The 17,265-nt window shown below is 46.3% G+C and carries 20 protein-coding genes and 1 tRNA gene; 14 read left to right on the forward strand and 7 right to left on the reverse strand.

The window, feature by feature from the left end; genetic code table 11:
- Nucleotides 1–23: 23 nt before the first annotated feature.
- Both MKY98_RS09410 and MKY98_RS09415 read left to right on the forward strand, forming a co-directional pair.
- The gene (locus MKY98_RS09410; RefSeq protein WP_023988035.1) at nt 24–836 is read left to right on the forward strand and encodes a GTP pyrophosphokinase; all 813 of its coding nucleotides are present in this window, start codon (nt 24–26) and stop codon (nt 834–836) included.
- Entirely contained in the window at nt 837–1,406 is a 570-nt protein-coding gene (locus MKY98_RS09415) for a DUF309 domain-containing protein (protein ID WP_029516722.1), read from the forward strand. It abuts the gene before it with no gap.
- A gap of 85 nt (nt 1,407–1,491) precedes the next feature.
- Here MKY98_RS09415 and MKY98_RS09420 read toward each other — a convergent pair whose 3' ends face one another.
- Entirely contained in the window at nt 1,492–2,019 is a 528-nt protein-coding gene (locus tag MKY98_RS09420; RefSeq protein ID WP_029516723.1) for a thioredoxin family protein, read from the reverse strand.
- A gap of 163 nt (nt 2,020–2,182) precedes the next feature.
- Between MKY98_RS09420 and MKY98_RS09425 the strand changes: the two genes are divergently transcribed.
- Together MKY98_RS09425 and MKY98_RS09430 are read left to right on the forward strand one after the other, a co-directional pair.
- Nucleotides 2,183–3,847, forward strand: coding sequence for an RsmB/NOP family class I SAM-dependent RNA methyltransferase (locus MKY98_RS09425; protein ID WP_069011088.1), 1,665 nt, complete (start codon nt 2,183–2,185; stop codon nt 3,845–3,847).
- Nucleotides 3,844–4,626 carry a pseudouridine synthase gene (locus tag MKY98_RS09430; RefSeq protein ID WP_069011089.1) on the forward strand — a complete coding sequence of 261 codons (783 nt, stop codon included), beginning with the start codon at nt 3,844–3,846 and terminating at the stop codon, nt 4,624–4,626. Before MKY98_RS09425 ends, MKY98_RS09430 begins: the two co-directional genes overlap by 4 nt.
- 125 nt (nt 4,627–4,751) lie before the next feature.
- On the opposite strand, the gene MKY98_RS09435 is transcribed toward MKY98_RS09430, so the two are convergent.
- A complete protein-coding gene (locus MKY98_RS09435; RefSeq protein WP_069011090.1) occupies nt 4,752–5,933 on the reverse strand; it encodes a GGDEF domain-containing protein in 1,182 nt (393 codons plus the stop codon).
- A 205-nt stretch (nt 5,934–6,138) separates the two neighbouring features.
- Here MKY98_RS09435 and MKY98_RS09440 point away from each other — a divergent pair, with 205 nt between their 5' ends.
- Nucleotides 6,139–7,263 carry a glycosyltransferase family 4 protein gene (locus MKY98_RS09440; RefSeq protein WP_069011091.1) on the forward strand — a complete coding sequence of 375 codons (1,125 nt, stop codon included), beginning with the start codon at nt 6,139–6,141 and terminating at the stop codon, nt 7,261–7,263.
- Here MKY98_RS09440 and MKY98_RS09445 read toward each other — a convergent pair.
- Nucleotides 7,260–8,366, reverse strand: coding sequence for a YkvI family membrane protein (locus MKY98_RS09445; RefSeq protein ID WP_069011092.1), 1,107 nt, complete (start codon nt 8,364–8,366; stop codon nt 7,260–7,262). The two genes, MKY98_RS09440 and MKY98_RS09445, sit on opposite strands and share 4 nt — an antisense overlap.
- Before the next feature lie 140 nt (nt 8,367–8,506).
- Between MKY98_RS09445 and MKY98_RS09450 the strand changes: the two genes are divergently transcribed.
- The 5 genes from MKY98_RS09450 to MKY98_RS09470 all read left to right on the forward strand — a co-directional run bounded on the left by MKY98_RS09450 (nt 8,507) and on the right by MKY98_RS09470 (nt 11,025).
- On the forward strand, nt 8,507–9,112 hold the full coding sequence (locus tag MKY98_RS09450) for a DedA family protein (RefSeq protein ID WP_069011093.1): 606 nt from the start codon (nt 8,507–8,509) through the stop codon (nt 9,110–9,112).
- Between the two features lie 84 nt (nt 9,113–9,196).
- Nucleotides 9,197–9,769, forward strand: a complete 573-nt coding sequence (locus MKY98_RS09455; protein ID WP_069011094.1) for a xanthine phosphoribosyltransferase — start codon at nt 9,197–9,199, stop codon at nt 9,767–9,769.
- Between the two features lie 101 nt (nt 9,770–9,870).
- Complete coding sequence (locus MKY98_RS09460) at nt 9,871–10,215, forward strand: hypothetical protein (RefSeq protein WP_007429850.1); 345 nt, start codon at nt 9,871–9,873, stop codon at nt 10,213–10,215.
- 141 nt (nt 10,216–10,356) lie between these two features.
- Nucleotides 10,357–10,578: a hypothetical protein gene (locus tag MKY98_RS09465; RefSeq protein ID WP_029516731.1), complete on the forward strand. Its 222-nt coding sequence runs from the start codon at nt 10,357–10,359 to the stop codon at nt 10,576–10,578.
- Nucleotides 10,579–10,695: 117 nt separating this feature from the next.
- Entirely contained in the window at nt 10,696–11,025 is a 330-nt protein-coding gene (locus MKY98_RS09470) for a carboxymuconolactone decarboxylase family protein (protein ID WP_013309744.1), read from the forward strand.
- 139 nt (nt 11,026–11,164) lie between these two features.
- On the opposite strand, the gene MKY98_RS09475 is transcribed toward MKY98_RS09470, so the two are convergent.
- Nucleotides 11,165–11,701, reverse strand: a complete 537-nt coding sequence (locus tag MKY98_RS09475; RefSeq protein ID WP_069011095.1) for a hypothetical protein — start codon at nt 11,699–11,701, stop codon at nt 11,165–11,167.
- Nucleotides 11,702–11,923: 222 nt separating this feature from the next.
- Between MKY98_RS09475 and MKY98_RS09480 the strand changes: the two genes are divergently transcribed.
- From MKY98_RS09480 to MKY98_RS09490, 3 genes are all read left to right on the forward strand, one after another.
- Nucleotides 11,924–12,008 (forward strand) — tRNA-Leu (locus MKY98_RS09480).
- 177 nt (nt 12,009–12,185) lie between these two features.
- On the forward strand, nt 12,186–12,698 hold the full coding sequence (gene msrA, locus MKY98_RS09485) for a peptide-methionine (S)-S-oxide reductase MsrA (RefSeq protein WP_341010843.1): 513 nt from the start codon (nt 12,186–12,188) through the stop codon (nt 12,696–12,698).
- 124 nt (nt 12,699–12,822) lie between these two features.
- The gene (locus MKY98_RS09490; RefSeq protein ID WP_069011344.1) at nt 12,823–13,758 is read left to right on the forward strand and encodes a divergent polysaccharide deacetylase family protein; all 936 of its coding nucleotides are present in this window, start codon (nt 12,823–12,825) and stop codon (nt 13,756–13,758) included.
- Here MKY98_RS09490 and MKY98_RS09495 read toward each other — a convergent pair.
- Complete coding sequence (locus MKY98_RS09495; protein WP_069011345.1) at nt 13,733–14,494, reverse strand: N-acetylmuramoyl-L-alanine amidase; 762 nt, start codon at nt 14,492–14,494, stop codon at nt 13,733–13,735. The genes MKY98_RS09490 and MKY98_RS09495 overlap by 26 nt on opposite strands.
- Nucleotides 14,495–14,702: 208 nt before the next feature.
- On the opposite strand from MKY98_RS09495, the gene MKY98_RS09500 reads away from it, so the two are divergent.
- Nucleotides 14,703–14,894 carry a YqzE family protein gene (locus MKY98_RS09500; RefSeq protein WP_029516735.1) on the forward strand — a complete coding sequence of 64 codons (192 nt, stop codon included), beginning with the start codon at nt 14,703–14,705 and terminating at the stop codon, nt 14,892–14,894.
- 99 nt (nt 14,895–14,993) lie between these two features.
- Here the strand turns inward: MKY98_RS09500 and MKY98_RS09505 are convergent, their stop codons facing one another.
- Both MKY98_RS09505 and MKY98_RS09510 read right to left on the reverse strand, forming a co-directional pair.
- Nucleotides 14,994–16,055: a hypothetical protein gene (locus MKY98_RS09505; RefSeq protein ID WP_069011431.1), complete on the reverse strand. Its 1,062-nt coding sequence runs from the start codon at nt 16,053–16,055 to the stop codon at nt 14,994–14,996.
- A gap of 259 nt (nt 16,056–16,314) precedes the next feature.
- Entirely contained in the window at nt 16,315–17,265 is a 951-nt protein-coding gene (locus MKY98_RS09510; protein WP_029516737.1) for a YqhG family protein, read from the reverse strand.

Below are 17,265 nucleotides of genomic sequence, written 5' to 3' on the forward strand. Positions count from 1 at the left end.
CGGAAGAGACAGGAGGTACGGGGATGGACGGAAGAGACTGGGGAACATTTTTACTGCCATACGATCAGGCGGTGGAAGAGCTTAAGGTCAAGTTCAAAACAATGCGTGCGGAGCTGAAAAAGCGCGAGGAATACGCTCCTATCGAATTCGTAACCGGACGGGTTAAAAAAATATCAAGCATCCTCGATAAGGCGAAGAGATTACAGGTTCCTTCTGATCAGCTGGAGACGGGAATCGAGGATATTGCAGGCATTCGCATTATGTGTCAATTTGTAGAGGATATTCGGCGGGTGGCCGAATATATCAGAAGACGTAAGGATTTGACCGTACTGTATGAAAAGGACTATATCACCAATTATAAAGACAGTGGCTATCGCAGCTTTCATATGATTGTGGAGTATCCGGTTCAGACAGCAGTCGGGCTGAAAATCGTGCTGGCAGAAATTCAAATCCGTACTTTGGCTATGAATTTTTGGGCAACCATAGAGCATTCTCTTAGCTATAAGTATCGTGAAAGCTTGCCTGATAATATGCGTACACGGTTGAAAAAGGCAGCTGAGGCAGCCTTTGTATTGGATAATGAGATGTCTTCCATGCGTCTTGAAATATTGGAAGCGCAGAAAAAATTCGAGGATGAAGCCAATATCGTTTCCAAAGTGCTAACAGGCATGCATCGGCTGTATTTCTACCATAAGATCAGTGAAACGATTGATGCGCAGCGCAGATTCAATGAACTGTGGGAACGGCACGACATGGAAGGAATCAAGCTGCTTCACGATGAGGTCAAGGAGATGCTAGAAGCCTCTACCAAGGAAGAAGACAGGGATGAGTATTAAATGGCACACCTTTCCTACGAACCGCTGTACGTGACTTATTTGGTATACTTCAATCGTGATCGGGATTACTTTGAATGTCATGAGGTACTGGAAGAGCTGTGGCTTAAGCTGGACCGTGACCCTGTATATAAAGGTTTGCTGCAAGTTGCTGTAGGGCTGTATCATTTTCGGAATGGTAACTATCGTGGTGGACATATGATGCTGGATAGTGCGGTCCACCGGTTGGAGCATGCTCCTTCGCAGGCGCTGGGCATTAATATGGTGAAGCTGGTGGAAGAGGCGCGCATTTGCGCTCGTCAGCTTGCTGAAGCTGTTATGACCGGCACGGAAGAGCTTCAGCAAGAACCGCCGGTTTATCGGGATATGACGATTGAAATCGTCGAGCCCGGGTTGCGCCGGGCCGTGGAGAAGGCGTCGTCGTCCATTCCAGTCAACATCCCGCAGCAGAGAGGTCCTCGGCGTGGGGAAAAGCATGAGCAGCGTCAGCAGGCGCTGGAAGCTTCTATTAGGCGAAGACAGGCCGCTGGCGGCTCAGGTTCTGTCTCAGCGGAAACGAAGGATGCACCTTGAGTTTGAAGCGCATGATAAGCAAGCAGCCCGATCCGTTTCATGAGGATCGGGCTGCTTTATCGTTTTGAGGTGTGTGAAGGTTTGCCTAGGAGGTTACGTTCTTTTTATATTTCTCAAAGAAGGCTTTGAAATCGTCGAGTGTGTATCCATTGTCCGAAGGATTTTCCTTCAACCCGCCTACCATACGTTCCTTTTCCACGCCTTTTTCGTAATAAATGAGCGTAGGGGTATACTCAATCTTATACTTGTCCCAGCCATCCTCATACTCACGCAGGTTAAATTCGTGCATCGTGATGTTCTCCTGCTTGCTCAAAGGCAAGAGCTTAGGAGTAGTGGCGCGGCAATGCACACAGTCGGAGGCGAAATGATAGACGAAAAAGTTTTCCTTTTTGTCAATTTTGCTCTGTAAATCTTCCGGCTTAATAATTTGCTGATAGTTCGGGTCATTCAGCAGCTCTTGAGTAGCAGGATTTAACGAGGCTGTGGAAACGCCATACAGCTTGTTTTTAGTGCCTGAATTTAAAGCGAGCAGCACACCAATCAAAATGACCAGCACAACAAAAAAGCCGATGACGGGTATAAGCTTTTTTTTGTTGGAATTTTGTGCGTTCAATGCAATCTCTCCTATCAAAATTCAAAATATGCAGCTATGAATCTTATTATTATACAACATTACATCTTGTAGTGAAAGTTTGTAAATCACACGGATATTGCGGGATAACAGGTTGAATATGGTACAATAAAATTTATTTTAAAAGGACAGGATGATTACGATTATGGGTGTACAGCTCCCCACAGCATTTGTAAAGCGCATGGAGCAATTGCTCGGCGAAGAATTTGAAGCATTTATGACTGCCTATGACCACACGCCCCATGCCGGGATTCGCGTCAATACATTAAAAATTCCGGTAGAGGACTTTAAGAAACGTTCTCCGTTCGAACTGCGGCCGATTCCGTGGTGTGCCACGGGTTTTTATATTCCGCACGGTACAAAGCCGGGATTACACCCTTACTACCATGCGGGGCTGTACTATGTACAGGAACCGAGTGCAATGTCTCCGGTTGAGCTGCTCAATGTAGCTCAGGACGAAGCTGTATTGGACTTATGTGCTGCACCGGGCGGGAAATCAACCCAAATAGCTGCCAAATTACAAGGAAGCGGCGTATTGGTGACAAATGATATTAGCGCGGACCGAACCAAAGCGTTGGCTAAAAATGTGGAATTGTACGGTGTGCGTAATGCCGTGGTACTGAATGAAAGCCCGGATCGAATCGCCGATGCCTTTCCACATTTTTTTGACAAGATACTAATTGATGCACCTTGCTCGGGAGAAGGTATGTTCCGCAAGGATGAGGACATGGCAAAACAATGGGAAACGCATTCGGTAGATAAATGTATAGTCATGCAACGGGACATTTTGCGTGTAGCGGCCTCAATGCTGAGCGCAGGAGGGAGAATTGTCTATTCGACCTGCACCTTTGCGCCAGAAGAAAATGAAGGAATGATCGCAGAATTTCTGGAGGCTCACCCCGATTTTGACGTAGTCCCTGTTTCATCAGAAGCAGGCTTTGCACCAGGCCACCCGGAATGGATGAGTGAAGAGGTCGCGTCAGCATACCCCGAGCTGCGGGGAACAGCACGCCTTTGGCCGCATCTAGTAGAGGGAGAAGGCCATTTTATCGCTGTATTGCAGCATCAGGGGGGGCATGCCGCTGCGATAGAAGATCACACTGAATCGGAGGATTTGACTCCATTTGAGGACAAGGATGATAGGGCATTGAATATAGATGCAGCGTATCCACGGAAGAAGCCGTTTTTGTCCGTCAGGGAAGCGCAGACGCCAAGCCGTCAAGGAAGACATGGAACTGGTGAGCCTAAACGAAGTGGAAAAGGAATGGACGGGAAGTCCGGTAAAGGAAGGTCCGCGCGCGGCTTGGGTGGCATTAAGTCCCGATCTGGCAAAGAAAATGTAAAATCCGCTGCACGCTCCCCACAGGATGTGCTGGAATCCTATCACCAATTTGTGAAGGAGCAACTGGAAGTGTCTTTTACAGGCTATACGGTGGTTTATGGAGATCGCATTTATCAGTCGCCACTGGCATCACATCGTTTGGACGGCCTTAAGGTGGTGCGACCAGGCTGGTTTATGGGTACTGACAAGAATGGTCGCTTTGTGCCTTCACACCCGCTGGCGGTGGCATTACGCTCTTCAGAGGCGGTTAGAAGCATCAATCTCTCCAGTTCAGATGCTGAGGCCATCCGGTATTTAAAAGGGGAGACCTTGTCCATCCCCGTTGAGAGAATGGCACTGCGGAACGAAGTCCAGCCCAAAGGCCATACTCTCGTGTGCATTGATGGTTATTCGGCTGGGTGGGGCAAATGGCAGGATGGCATGCTCAAAAATGAATACCCTACAGGCTGGAGGTGGACATCGGTATGAGTGGAAAAGGGAGACAAACGCAACGTTTGGATAAAGTTTTAACCCATATGGGATATGGCACCCGTAGTGATATCAAGCGACAGGTGAAGCAAGGGATAATCACGGTAAACGGGAAGACCACCAAGGATAGCGGCTTACAGGTTCATCCATACCAGGATCAGATTGAAGTGAACGGGGAACGTGTTGTTTTTCGGGAGTATATTTATATCATGCTGCATAAGCCACCAGGTGTCATCTCTGCAACTGAAGATACAAGGGAGCGGACGGTACTGGATTTGCTGAGTGCGGAGGAACGACATTTTGAGCCTTTTCCAGTAGGACGTTTAGATAAAGATACAGAAGGATTATTGCTATTGACCAACGACGGTAAACTAGCGCATGAGCTACTTTCTCCACGGCGGCATGTTCCTAAAACGTATGAAGCTACCGTGTCGGGTCATGTCACGGAGGAGGATATTCTTCAATTTACAGCAGGAGTGGAACTGGATGATGGGTATGTTACCCTTCCCGCACAGTTGACTATTCTTCGCCACGAACATCCGTACCAGGCAGATGGAGAAGTCATTTCCTATATTTCGCTTGTCATCCATGAGGGTAAATTTCATCAAGTGAAGCGTATGTTCGAGGCGGTTGGTAAAAAGGTGACCTATTTGAAAAGAACGGCCATGGGACCATTGAAGCTGGATGAACAGCTTCCACTGGGCAGCTATCGAGAGCTGACTAGTGAAGAGCTGGCATGGATCGGCCGGGATATAGCGTCTGCAACGTCAGAAGTTTGATGAGCAGATTAAATATAAATGACGCACAGGCTCTTATAAGATTCCTGTGCGTCATTTTAGGGTATAGACAACCAGACAGAGAATTATTCAAACTCAACTTTTAACAACGAATCGCAGTTTACAAATTATTGTGCGCGTGCTGCCCGACTTTTTTTCACTTCGGCTGCCTTATAAGCTGTAACCTTGTTTTTACCTGTCGTTTTGGATATGTACATCGCTTGATCGGCCTGTTTGACCAGTTCATCCGGGTTCATTTCCTTCTTCACTGTACTGTGTCCGACACTGATCGTGACAATGCTTTCTTCCGCGACCCGTTCGCGGATACGTTCTGCGACATGTCCAACCTTGGCCCGTCGATCCACAACCATTGCGACCAGTTCCTCGCCACCATATCGTCCGGTCAGTCCGATTTCATCCAGTTCATCCTCCATAATCTGTGCCACCTGTTTGAGTACTTCATCGGCACGAGCATGACCCTGCGTATCATTCAACTTTTTGAAATTGTCAATATCGCAAAAAATGACCGACACGCGGATTCCCTGGTCCATATATCGCCGTAGTCGCCCCGAAAAATATTTACGGTTATATAGCCCGGTCAGGCCATCGGTGATGGAAGAACGGTAAATCCTTTGGAGCAGCTCCACAATTCGTTCAAATAGAATGATGAATAACGTAGTGTAGTACAACAATGGTAAAAATGACATATATAAGACTGTGTTTGATTTGCCAGCTTCTTCAGGGATGTCATTTCGCAGCCATAAATAGCCGAGCCAGAGCAAATACATGAATAAGCCCGCCACATACTTCTTTGGCTGCCCGATTCGTGGGGTGATAAACACAAGGCTCAGTATAAGCACCAGTACTCGATAAAATAGAGTGAACCCAACCAGTTTCGCTGCGCTGATCCAAGCGGGCAACAAACCTGCTGTCCAGGCAGTAACCGGCAATATCAATAACGCACCCAGCAGTAGCAAGGTCCATGTCTGCACACGTTTCAGCTTCCGGTATAGTTGAAATACGGCGGCATTGATGAGTACGAAGGCAGACGCCTCCAGTACATTTTTCCACACGATTCCTTGGAGTTGCATCTTGCCTCCGCCTGCTGAATAGAGATTCATGGCTTCATATGTCATAATAATAATAGCGGCAACTGAAAAAAGGATATAGGCTTTTTTTCGTTGTCTGCTATATATGATCACGCACATCAGTGCCATCATGAGTATAATATACAAACCGCAGGCTGCACTTACGGCCTCGGCCAGAGATGGGGGACCCAAGGTTCCCGATAAGGACAACAACGTCAACATCACCGACTCCATTTGCAAAAATAGTCAATCTATTGAACGGTTGATATCGTTCCGATACAATAGACAGGATTTATCCCATTTAAAATGTTATAATTTTCTTTTGTGACTAACATTTATTCTCAATATATCATCTTTCAGAAAATCCGGAAACCTATACATACATCTGTGATCCGGGCAGTTTAATGCTTGAAAGGGGAAGCACGTCATGAAATTGCTACAGGCTCTCTTTTTCCCACCCGAGCAACCGGGAGGTGTTTCATCCATGATTCCATATCTGCAAGAGCGATTTACATCCCCCCGTTGGGAAATGGAGCTATTTTCAATCCCTAAACGGATTCGTAACAAGGGTAGGGACGAAGTAATTTTTGATACCTTTGACTGGACGAGATATGAACAATATCCAATCGTTCAAAAATATATTCAGACGTACCGTGACTATTTGTGGTGGACCCGGCTTCGTATTCAGAAGCCCTATGACCTCATTCATGCTCATCACCCCATTGCCGGGATTGCTATGAAAACTGTTTTTCCTGACATCCCGCTTGTACAGACGATTCACTCTTCCTATGAGAAGGAGTTAATCCTAAACGGGAAAATAGAGGAGAACGGGCCTGAACACCAATTCTTGGTATCACTGTACGGGGAAATGGAGCAGAAGGCGGATCGCCTGATAGCGGTATCTCATTCTTTTCAGCATTATTTAACTCCTTACGTTCAGAATCCGCAAGACATTGCAGTCATTCCGAATGGATATGATGAGAAGCGCTTCAAGCCCATTCCACACGAAAATGAAGTGACACAGCTCATAACCGTTTGCCGCCTTGTTCCGGCGAAAGGATTGGATATTTTATTGCGGGCCTGTGCTGAACTTAAAAAAAGAAATATGGAATTTGTGCTTCATATTATTGGAGATGGCCCGGTTCGCCCTGAGCTGGAAGAGATGGCGCGAGAGCTTGATATATACCATGAGACGATTTTTTATGGATATACCCTTCATCCAGAAGAGTTTATGCCTTTCTTTGATGTATTTGTCTTGCCTTCTCGGGCGGAGGCCTTTGGTTCGGTATTTGCGGAAGCAGCGTTAAGTTGTCTGGCATTGGTAGGTACAGAAGTGGGGGGAATACCGGAGCAGATTGAAGATGGGGTAAATGGCCTGCTCGTGCCACCCGACCATCCGAGGGCACTGGCAGACGCATTAGAGAAGGTCATTGCTGACCCTGCCTATCGTTATGAGCTGGCTAGATCTGCCTGCGACAAGGCTAAGTCAAGCTATTCTTTAAGTCGGGCGGTTAACGAGTTGAAGAAAATGTATTTGAAATTTCCACATTAACCATGACGAGTATCATTTGGTTTGGAATCGGAATGCCGAAAGCTGGAGCGAGGACGTGAGGAACGGAAAGGCCTCCCGCGTCCTGCTATGATTAGTTTACTAACCCACATCAGACTGAGCATTCCGAAAATAGGATAAAGGACAGATAATAGTGAACTGAAGCCGAACTGACTGATTAAAAAACAGGTGAGCATAATGAATAGTGTAATGAGCTTGGGCGAAATTTGGACATGCTGACGAATTTGTAGACTGACTCCATAAATGTCGGCCACAAAGGTACTGAAGATTTCCATGAAAATGAGTAGAATGTATATGATTTCGACAAAGGCACCCAGACGGTAAGCAATGCTTCCCATAGGGATTTCAAATTGCTGAATACCCGGCATATGTGCTGACATGGCAAAGTGTGCAGCCATCAGCATAAACCCGACACCAACTCCGCCCAAAACTCCGCCCCAGCGGATGGTTCTTCGGGAAAAGGTTTGGCTGCCAAGTGGTACAAGCACGGCTTGGGCCATAGTTAGGTTGAAGGACGTGTACAGCAGTGGAGAGAGCAAGGTTCGAAATGTACTGTGATCTGTCGTATTCGTAATAAAACTCTGAGGATTGGGCATAGAGAGCGTGCTGTGAACGAGCAGAAGAGACATGATGATCATCAGTGGGACAACCACGGTGTTCATGTGCAAGATGGCTTTAATGCCTTTACTTAGCAGCAAATAAGTACCAATCAGTGTAATAAGCAGTCCGGTTTGGTAATGCAGGTGAAGGTGCTCTACAAAAACAGAGCCGGCTCCTGCCAACATGACGCTGTTTACGCCGATCAGCACGATGAGCGTGAACCAGCTAATCCATTTCCCGGCATTGGCGCCAAAAAGATGTTTGTTCAGGTCCTCGTAGGATTTGGCTGAAATATCATGAGCGATCAGCATCATTTTCGTACCCAACCATACAAATATGATTGTGGATAGCATAATAGTGAGTGTAGCCCAACGACCATACTGCGTAAAAAATTGCAGAATTTCTTGTCCGGTAGCAAATCCGGCACCGACGATTGTACCGATGTATGTAAAAGCAATCTGAAAAACATGAATATTACGTTTCATCCCCAGTCCCTCCTTGCCTGCTTGAATAACGCTGCAGCGAGCATATAATACAAACTATGTTCAACTGAAATAGGACATGACTGGATGAGACTGAAAATAATTAAAGTGAATTAATGAATAGCTTGACGGGAGCGTAATTTATGGGTCAAATCCTTGCATGGATACTGGAATACGGATATTTGGCAATGTTCGGCTTGCTTGCACTTGGAGTAGCGGGTATGCCGATACCCGACGAAGTGCTAATGATTGCCTTCGGCGGGCTCGTGTCTCAAGGGCACTACAACTTCATTGCTGCACTGGCAGTCACATTTTTCGGTAGTATGACGGGTATGATGCTTAGCTACACACTAGGGCGTCTGCTGGGAAAACCACTTTTGCATCGATACGGAAAATGGGTGAGGCTTACGCCTTCTAGGATTGCCTCTTCTGAAAATTGGTTTGGGCGCTATGGTACCTGGGGAATCCTGTTCGGATATTTTGTCCCCGGCTTGAGACATGTATCCTCATATCTGGCAGGTACAACCCGTCTAGGCGTTTTTCGCTATATCTGTTATGCATCAGCAGGAGCTTTGCTGTGGTGCGGTACATTTTTGGGGATTGGACATGCGGTGGGCATGCATTGGGAGCAGGTGGCGAAGCTAATGGAGAAGGTGACGCATCGGGTAGGGCTGGTCGTTATTCTTTTAATCGTTGTGGGAGGAATCACCGCATGGTTCTGGAACAAGCGTAAAAAAAATGTCACATGACCGCATGGAAAGCAGCTATAGCTTGAAAGCGGCGGGTGAAGTATGGTACTTTTACCGCATAGGAATGCCGTGGGAGGTCATGTAATGGAAGTATTAAAGGAACGAATTATAAATGAAGGCGTGATTGCATCAGATCAGGTACTGAAGCTGGATGGTTTGCTTAATCACCAAGTTGATCCGGAATTGACAATGGCAATGGGACGAGAGTTCGCAGCACGTTTCCGAGAAGAGAAGATTACCAGAGTAGTGACCGTGGAGTCCTCAGGCATTGCCATCGGGTTTGCGACAGCTTTGGAATTGGGTGTCCCGTTGGTATTCGCTCGTCGTAAAAAGACCCTACTAGCTGATCCAGACGCGCTGTGTGAACGCGTACCTTCGTTTACTAAAGGTATTGTTACGGATATTATGCTGTCTCGTCAATTTATTCACGAAGATGATCGTGTTCTTTTCATTGATGATATTATCGCTAATGGTGATGCGGCGCGAGGCATGGTTAAAATCATTCAACGCTCCGGAGCTGAGTTGGTTGGATTCGGTGTCGCGGTGGAAAAAAGCTTTCAGGCCGGAGCGAGAACCATCCGTGAGCAGGGTATTCGTGTAGAGTCATTGGTCAAAATTTCGTCGTTAGTGGACGGTAAGATTGAGTTTGCTGAATAGTAACAATTCAAAACTCCTGTTCCTTATTTCTAATAATAACCTTTGCATGAGCTTCAATTTCGCTTATAATATAGTTAAGGTTTTGGAGAGGAGGCAGCAACATGGGGAAAGAACAATTGACCGAACAGTTTTTTCTGGAAAAACTGGCAGCGGCTAAAGTACACTTTGAGCGTGCCTTGGATTGTAAGCATACGGAATTTGACGATTTGTATCCCTATATGATTGAACATCCTCAGTTTTTTTGGTATAAACGCTATGTGGCCTGGTCTGAGTTGTTGACGTTGGTTAACCTATGCGAAGAATTGTCCTTCTCTTGGAAAGAAGAATTTACTGCTCACCAAGTGGAGTATGTAGATCAGCGAGTGTTGTCTGCACAAGTGCTGGACTTCTGGTACGAGAAGAACGATACAAAAGAACATGATCACAGTGTAAATCAGTCGGGATAATTTGTCGCTCTGTTGGCAATCCATATAAGTAGTAAGTGAGAAGAGACCTAAATGATTCATTTAGGTCTCTTTTTAAACTTTTTCATGCATAGAATCATGGTCGCTGTGTTATTAAAAAAAGTGTATAAGGAGGGGACAAGGATGATTATGGACGAAGAATTGGATGCTTATCGACTCTCCGGTGAAAAGGTGCGTGTCGTACGCGATGGATTGGAGACCAACGATGTTGTTGGCATTGTACTGGCATGGGATGATGAACAGGTGCTTATTCGCCGCCAGAATCGACGTGTGGTCAAATTGGATCGCAGCTATACATATCAGCCGTTCAGCGAGCCACGTCACAATCCGATAGATCTGGATTAGGAATGGGTTCCAAATGGGTGTTGGATAAAAATAACTGGGTGATTCATTAGGCATACAGAAACTCTAAATCGGACACAGTAATGAAGGAAAATCCAACAGAGAGGACGTGCTGTGTCAATGACGGTTATGGACGAGAAAGTACATGCATATAAGGATCAAATCAGCCATTTGGAAGATCAGTTGCCCGAGGTAGTTCATGCATATCATCGCTTTACCGGAGAGTGCTTTCAAGCCGGCAGCTTAGATGAGAAAACTAAGCAACTGATTGCACTAGGCATTGGCTTATTTGCCAACAATGAAGTATGCACGTTTTATCACGTAGACGAGGCGCGGTCCAAAGGAGCTAGTGATCAGGAAATTATGGAGACCATTGCTGTAGCCGCAGCGGTAGGTGGAGGACATGCTCTAAGTCAAGGGGTTACGCGTGTACAGAAGGCGTTGCAATAAAGCGAATCATTAATAGATATGCTTATGCTTCATCTTAGCGGTTATAGATCGATTTGGATATATGATGGATATGGAAAGGAGCTTCCGAGCACAGTTGGTGTCTGCGGAAGCTTTTTTTTGCGTGTTTATTGTGCGGGGATTATGCTCTTCTGCTTGTGGCAACAGCAGCAGGGCGGGACGTTTTACGCTTATAGGCCAAAGAGGATGTAACCAAACTTCGATCAACGATGCGTAGGGGGGTGGAAGTTGAATTGTTTGGTAATTCGGCGCGATGTTTCTCTAGTAAAGGAAGGGCAGATGTATGGGGCATAGAGGTTGAGAGCCCCAGATATGCTCGCATCCGCTCATACATTTCTTTTCGGAATGCTGGCATTGCCATACTGAACTGCTCTTTATTGCCTTTACTTATATAGGTGGCGTGAACGCCGGAGTGGTTTTGTTGTATGTCCAGAACATGAATGCGATATTTATTAAATTCATGTTTTACTTCAGACAGTAGGATTCCGGTACGATCTACACCTGCGTTAACCATTTCGACATAAAGATCAGGGGTTTTCAGCATACCGCTTTCTTCAAGAATTAGGCTGTCCCGCTCAAATACTTTTTGAATAAAGGTAAGGAGCAGATAACTTTTCACAAGAGACCATTCATGCTGAGTAGTATCCAAAGAGGTCATTACCATTCACCGCCTTAGGAAAATGTGATGATAATTCATAAACGATTGAAGAAAAGGAACATTCATTCCCGAGAACCTATGTTCTTATTTTAGTTTATTATTCCTTTTTTATCAAGAGGAAATTAACGAACATAAAAGGTTTGACATCTTGATATATGCATGGTATGATCTATCTTGTCGCTAAGAAAGATTGATCTTTCGAGGATAAACGATAATTTATATGCGGTCGTGGCGGAATTGGCAGACGCGCACGGTTCAGGTCCGTGTGGGCTAACCCCCCGTGGAGGTTCGAGTCCTCTCGACCGCATCCATTAGAAAAGGTCTATAGAATTGCTCTCGTAGCAGTTTTAGAGACCTTTTTCTTATATTTCTGGGGATTTGCTCATAGTTTAAGCTGAACACGTTTCTTGTCTTCACGCAAACTATGGATTTCCAGATATGATAGAAAATTTTATGATGAAGTTATTGAAAGGTTGGATGTAAGATGGAGAAAGCAACTTTTGCAGGTGGGTGCTTCTGGTGTATGGTGACTCCGTTTGAAGAGCAGCCGGGCATTCATGGCATTGTGTCAGGATACACTGGAGGAACGATTCCCAATCCCACCTATGAGCAGGTTAAAACAGGAACTACAGGTCACTACGAGGTGGTGCAGATTACGTTTGAGCCTGAGCTGTTTCCTTATGAAAAGCTGCTCGAATTATATTGGCCACAAACAGACCCTACCGACGGGGAAGGTCAATTTCAGGACCGGGGCACACAGTATAAACCCGCAATTTTTTATCATACAGAGCAGCAACGTGAGCTTGCGCAACAGTCCAAGGAGCAGTTGGCACAAAATGGACGCTTTGATAAGCCAATTGCAACGGAGATCCTTCCGGCTTCGATTTTTTATCCAGCAGAGGATTATCATCAGGATTACCACAAGAAAAACGTGAAGCACTATAAGGAAGATCGGGCTCAATCGGGCCGTGATGAATTTATTGATAAGAACTGGTAAGCGGCTTTAACATACGTTTTTACGCACGATAAGGCAGATTAGGGAGTATTCCATGGTCTGCCTTATACATATTTAGACGAGGTTACTCACACAATGAAGGGACAGAGAAGGAGGCTGACCCGCAATGAGTACACGACGGAAGCTGCACATGAGAAATATAATAAAAAAGGCTTTAAAGGCATCTCGCGGTCGGAAAGAGCCAGCTTATGTACCTGTATTCCATTCAAGCTCCAAAATGCGAAGAACCGTAGTACTCTGTATTTCGGTATGCATGTTATTCATGGTCTGTAGTACTGGTGTTGCAGAAGCAATAGACAAACAGGACGAGTCGCAAAGGATGGTTGCTGTCATTATTAACGATCTGGGAAACAATATGAAAGGGACTGAGCGAATTTTAAATTTACCCGTTAAGATTACCGTTGCTGTGATGCCTTTCCTGCCTACAACCAAACAGGACGCTATGGAAGCGCACAAGCGTGGTCATGACGTCATTGTTCATCTTCCAATGGAGCCAAGACAGGGAAAGCCCGAATGGCTCGGACCCGGAGCAATTAAGGCTAATATGACGGATGATGAAGTACGCGCTAAGGTGACAGCAGCAATTAAGGATGTTCCTTATGCGATAGGGATGAACAACCACATGGGTTCCAAGATTACTTCAGATAAGCGCATTATGTCCATAGTTCTTGATGTTTGTAAGGAGCATGGACTATTTTTTGTCGATAGCCGTACTAATTATTGGTCAGTGGTGCCTGAGCTTGCCGCTAAAAAGGGAATGCCTCCGGTACGCAATAATGTTTTTCTGGATGATGTTCATACCCTCGCCCATGTGAATCGGCAACTTACAAAAGTGGTTGAATGGCTGGATGAGCACAACACCTGCGTAACAATTGGGCATGTCGGCGTGTCGGGCATGTACACGTCCTCCGCTCTTCATTCGTCGGTTCCCAAGCTAAAGGAGCAGGCCAAATTTGTGGGTATTAGCGATTTGGTGCGAGCTGTATGGGGATGGACGGGAGACCCAGCCACCAACACTACCAGGCCGTCAGATGCGCAATAATGCCTTCGGCAATAGCTCCTGCAATGCTTTTTTGACCACGATCCTCGGAAAGCATAGCTCTGTCCTGTTCGTTACTTATAAATCCGGTTTCCACAATGACAGCAGGGTGCTGGATTTTATTCAAAAGATAAAAGGGTTTTCCGTACACTGTTTTTCTATTCATGCAAAATAAGCGGTTTAATGAATGCTGAATTCGTTCAGCTAACAGATAGCTGCTGCCTTCATCCTGATACAGCACAATGGGTCCCCGTTTTTCGGCACGTTTGGTCCAATTGACATGCAGGCTTACAACCAAAGCGGTGGGCAGTTGTTCTGTTAGGCTTTTACGTTGGGCGAGGTCTTTAAGATGCCGGGATTTGGACTGTAGCCAACGGTTGTCGTCACTCAGTGCGTAATCCTTGTCCCGATTCAGAACAGCAGGATATCCCTGGGATCGTAAAATCAAGTACAGCTTTTGAGCAATGGCGAGATTGATGTCTTTTTCCAAAATTCCTTTGTGACTTGTTCCACCATCCACACCACCATGGCCTACATCAATCAGGACAACGGGCTTGGCAAAAGCGTGATAGGACGAATGTACGTTGGGCGGAACATCTGTATACTTGTTCGGTTCGTTACTTTTATCGTCGGGCTGAGCAGCTATATAGGTAAATGGGGCAAATACAGCACTGCAAAGGATGCATAGACTCAATCCCAGCCTTGTCAGCCCTATCTTGTTTAACTTTTTATTCCGCACGTTCTATTCCTCCAGTGGACGAATTAATTATTTACTGATTGAAGATAGTATGTTCCATTTAAGGGAAACCATGCATAGTTATTCCCACAGGGGTTAGACCTTTTGGAAAATGAGCAAGCTAGTTGTATCTGCACCTAACGTGTAAATCCGATATTTCCAAGCAACGTAAATGGAAAGGATGGGCGCAGATTGAAGGAGGTCATGGAGGATGGCGAAGAGTGACGAACTGGTGACGTATATTACGCAGCGGATTGTTCGCTATATGGAAACGCCGCGTGATGTTCGGCGCAGTCAAAAACAAGCCAGAGAGCCGTGGGGGAGCAAATGGTTTGGCATGTTGCCTCTCGCTCTGAAAATGTGGATGAAATCCACACGCAGAGGGCGAAGGGAGCGACATTAAACTCGCCAAAGAGACCACAAGAGGCATAGGGTATGCCATTTTGAGGTCTCTTTTTATGTTGTAGAGATCATTCCGAATCATTATCATGTTTCTTTATAACTAGGAGTCCAAACGATAGAATTCGCCAGCTGATAATAACTTTTTTAATGGTACAAATCGGGAAAGTCCATGATGGTAGGTTAACGCATATAAATTGGATTGGGACGGATGACCTGGGGATATCCAGGACTGATACCCACTAATAGATAAGGGACCCCCAAAGGCAAAATTGATACCTGTGGCAGAAAATATAATACGCGGCGAAATACTCAGTGTATCCATAAATTGGCCTGTGTTACGGACGGAAAGCTTTTGTTTGGGTTGAAGCCACCCCAGGTCGTCATAGGGATCGAAAGGAGCAGACAAGACCGTAACCGCCTGCGCCTGTGTTTTCAAAAAGGGAACAGATGAAGAGAATACGTTGTTCTGAAGCTTATGTTTCCAACTCCCATCTGCCACTTCTACAGGTAACGGATCGCCAGTTACAGCATCAATACATATTTGGCTGCCTGTAGAGGAACGCACCAGCCAGTAGGCTAGTAGCGGTTCCTCATACATAGGTGTGATTTGCAGCTTGTCGATAGATGAAAGATCGGTTTCTGTGAGCGACACCAGAGATTGGCGAAGTACATCCATACTATAAGGTCCACCTGGACCATTCCCATATTCGTTGAGTTGATATGCGCCATTTGAGTCTGATCCGATAATCAGGTAGCCGATGTATTCTCCTGCGCGGTTTACTTGAACAAGCCAACTATGGGTTCCAGGTCCGAGCGGATGATAGCTCAGCTCAGCATCTTTCCACAAGGAAAAAGGGGGTTGGGACGATAAGGATTGTACCTTGTTGTCCGCAGCTTGTTTTACGCCCGTAGGTACGCCTTGCTCCTGTGTAGGAAAACTTGCTGAAACGTCATCCTGGGAAGGGGAAGGAGTAGCAGGACTCGCGGATTCCAATGGAGGAACCCGCGAGCTATCGTTGTAAAGAGACTCCGAGTTTAAATTGTTGTCTTGAGCGACTGAGGGAGCCGCATGAATGGAAGTGAGCGGACAGACTGCGGACAGGCCGATCAGAACAGCTGCGATCATACCTATGCTATAGTGCCCGGAATGACTCTTCTTCAATGGTATCCACCTTTCTGTCGGCTTGATTGCCCGACGGAGGCATTCTTTTTTATCCAGCATACAGCCTGTCCCATAAAAAGACTGCTGCACCTTGTCGGCGTAAATGTCATATCCAGGTTCGCTTTTTGCTGTCGATACATAGGGGACATGTTTAACCAAACTTGTGGTTACAGCAGCGGAAACTGATGTAGGCTGAAGCAAGATGTTACAAGCTGACGATATCTCTGCAACTTTCCTGCGAAGGAGCGAGAGATATCGGTTACCGCAGATGAAATATCCCGCAGTTAATGGCGGATACGAGTACCTTTGGCTCATATTGCCATACCATTTCTTTACGGCGGGCTTGATGCTGCTCGGATATGGCTTCTTTTTTTTCCTCTTCCTCTTTCTGCTCCTTGATTAGATCTTCGTAGTAGTGGTCAATGACCTCCAATTCCTCGCGCAATCGTTCCTTCGCCTGCTCAGCCCAACCATAGTCTTGCTGACGGAGTTGTTCAGTGAGGTAGCTTTCAAGCGAGGTGGAAGCTTCCGGGACAGATAGCTTGGCAGGCTGTACATGCATATTGCCCGCCAGCAGCGGGCTGAGCTGCCGGGTTTCGAGCATGGCGCCAAAATCGGTTACAATGGTGCCGCTTTTGAGCGAAATACCTAGCCAATGAAGTTCCTCACGCTTCAAATCGCAAGCGAATTCAATTTTATAGCAGATGCTGAGCCAAGCTTCATAGACTACGGGAGAGCGGGCAGACAACTGACGGGCATCAGGCTGCTCAAACAAATAAACATATTTTCCTCCATCCCGTGCGGCTTCAAAAATTTGGTGCAGCCGACGGCTTCCATATCGAAGCTCCTCCTGCAAAATACGTCCAGGTCCCAATTGTGGTAACGTCGGTACATGACCGAAGTAACGCCCCATGACCTGATCTTGTGCTGCGTTGCCTGATGCTGGAGTTGGGGGTGTATGGTCCGCTAAACGTTCCTGTTCTGTGCGATAGGCTTCCCCATCAAAGATGAAGGTGAAGGACATCGTCTGCGCTGGAACGCCAGTACGCTCCACGTATCCCCAATAGTAGGGCCGGTTTGTTAAGGCTTTATCCGCTTCTGGAGAAAGCTTGACGGTTACATGGTGGGGTGACCTCTCAATGACACTGCATCCGGTAGCTTCCAGATAGGTGTGGACAAAACGCTGGACTTGCTGTGCATCCATGGTCAA

It is taken from the genome of Paenibacillus sp. FSL M8-0228 (assembly GCF_038007385.1).
In the GTDB taxonomy this organism is placed as follows: domain Bacteria; phylum Bacillota; class Bacilli; order Paenibacillales; family Paenibacillaceae; genus Paenibacillus; species Paenibacillus polymyxa_D.

Excerpts from the sequence above, each read along its gene's own strand:
- MKY98_RS09460 (WP_007429850.1), top strand. The coding sequence starts at position 9,871 with ATGGGGAAAGAACAATTGACCGAACAGTTTTTTCTGGAAAAACTGGCA.
- MKY98_RS09440 (WP_069011091.1), top strand. The coding sequence starts at position 6,139 with ATGAAATTGCTACAGGCTCTCTTTTTCCCACCCGAGCAACCGGGAGGT.
- MKY98_RS09425 (WP_069011088.1), top strand. The coding sequence starts at position 2,183 with ATGGGTGTACAGCTCCCCACAGCATTTGTAAAGCGCATGGAGCAATTG.
- MKY98_RS09455 (WP_069011094.1), top strand. The coding sequence starts at position 9,197 with ATGGAAGTATTAAAGGAACGAATTATAAATGAAGGCGTGATTGCATCA.
- MKY98_RS09445 (WP_069011092.1), bottom strand. The coding sequence starts at position 8,366 with ATGAAACGTAATATTCATGTTTTTCAGATTGCTTTTACATACATCGGT.
- MKY98_RS09450 (WP_069011093.1), top strand. The coding sequence starts at position 8,507 with ATGGGTCAAATCCTTGCATGGATACTGGAATACGGATATTTGGCAATG.
- MKY98_RS09410 (WP_023988035.1), top strand. The coding sequence starts at position 24 with ATGGACGGAAGAGACTGGGGAACATTTTTACTGCCATACGATCAGGCG.
- MKY98_RS09490 (WP_069011344.1), top strand. The coding sequence starts at position 12,823 with ATGAGTACACGACGGAAGCTGCACATGAGAAATATAATAAAAAAGGCT.
- MKY98_RS09475 (WP_069011095.1), bottom strand. The coding sequence starts at position 11,701 with ATGACCTCTTTGGATACTACTCAGCATGAATGGTCTCTTGTGAAAAGT.
- msrA (WP_341010843.1), top strand. The coding sequence starts at position 12,186 with ATGGAGAAAGCAACTTTTGCAGGTGGGTGCTTCTGGTGTATGGTGACT.
- MKY98_RS09435 (WP_069011090.1), bottom strand. The coding sequence starts at position 5,933 with ATGTTGACGTTGTTGTCCTTATCGGGAACCTTGGGTCCCCCATCTCTG.
- MKY98_RS09500 (WP_029516735.1), top strand. The coding sequence starts at position 14,703 with ATGGCGAAGAGTGACGAACTGGTGACGTATATTACGCAGCGGATTGTT.
- MKY98_RS09470 (WP_013309744.1), top strand. The coding sequence starts at position 10,696 with ATGACGGTTATGGACGAGAAAGTACATGCATATAAGGATCAAATCAGC.
- MKY98_RS09465 (WP_029516731.1), top strand. The coding sequence starts at position 10,357 with ATGATTATGGACGAAGAATTGGATGCTTATCGACTCTCCGGTGAAAAG.
- MKY98_RS09430 (WP_069011089.1), top strand. The coding sequence starts at position 3,844 with ATGAGTGGAAAAGGGAGACAAACGCAACGTTTGGATAAAGTTTTAACC.
- MKY98_RS09415 (WP_029516722.1), top strand. The coding sequence starts at position 837 with ATGGCACACCTTTCCTACGAACCGCTGTACGTGACTTATTTGGTATAC.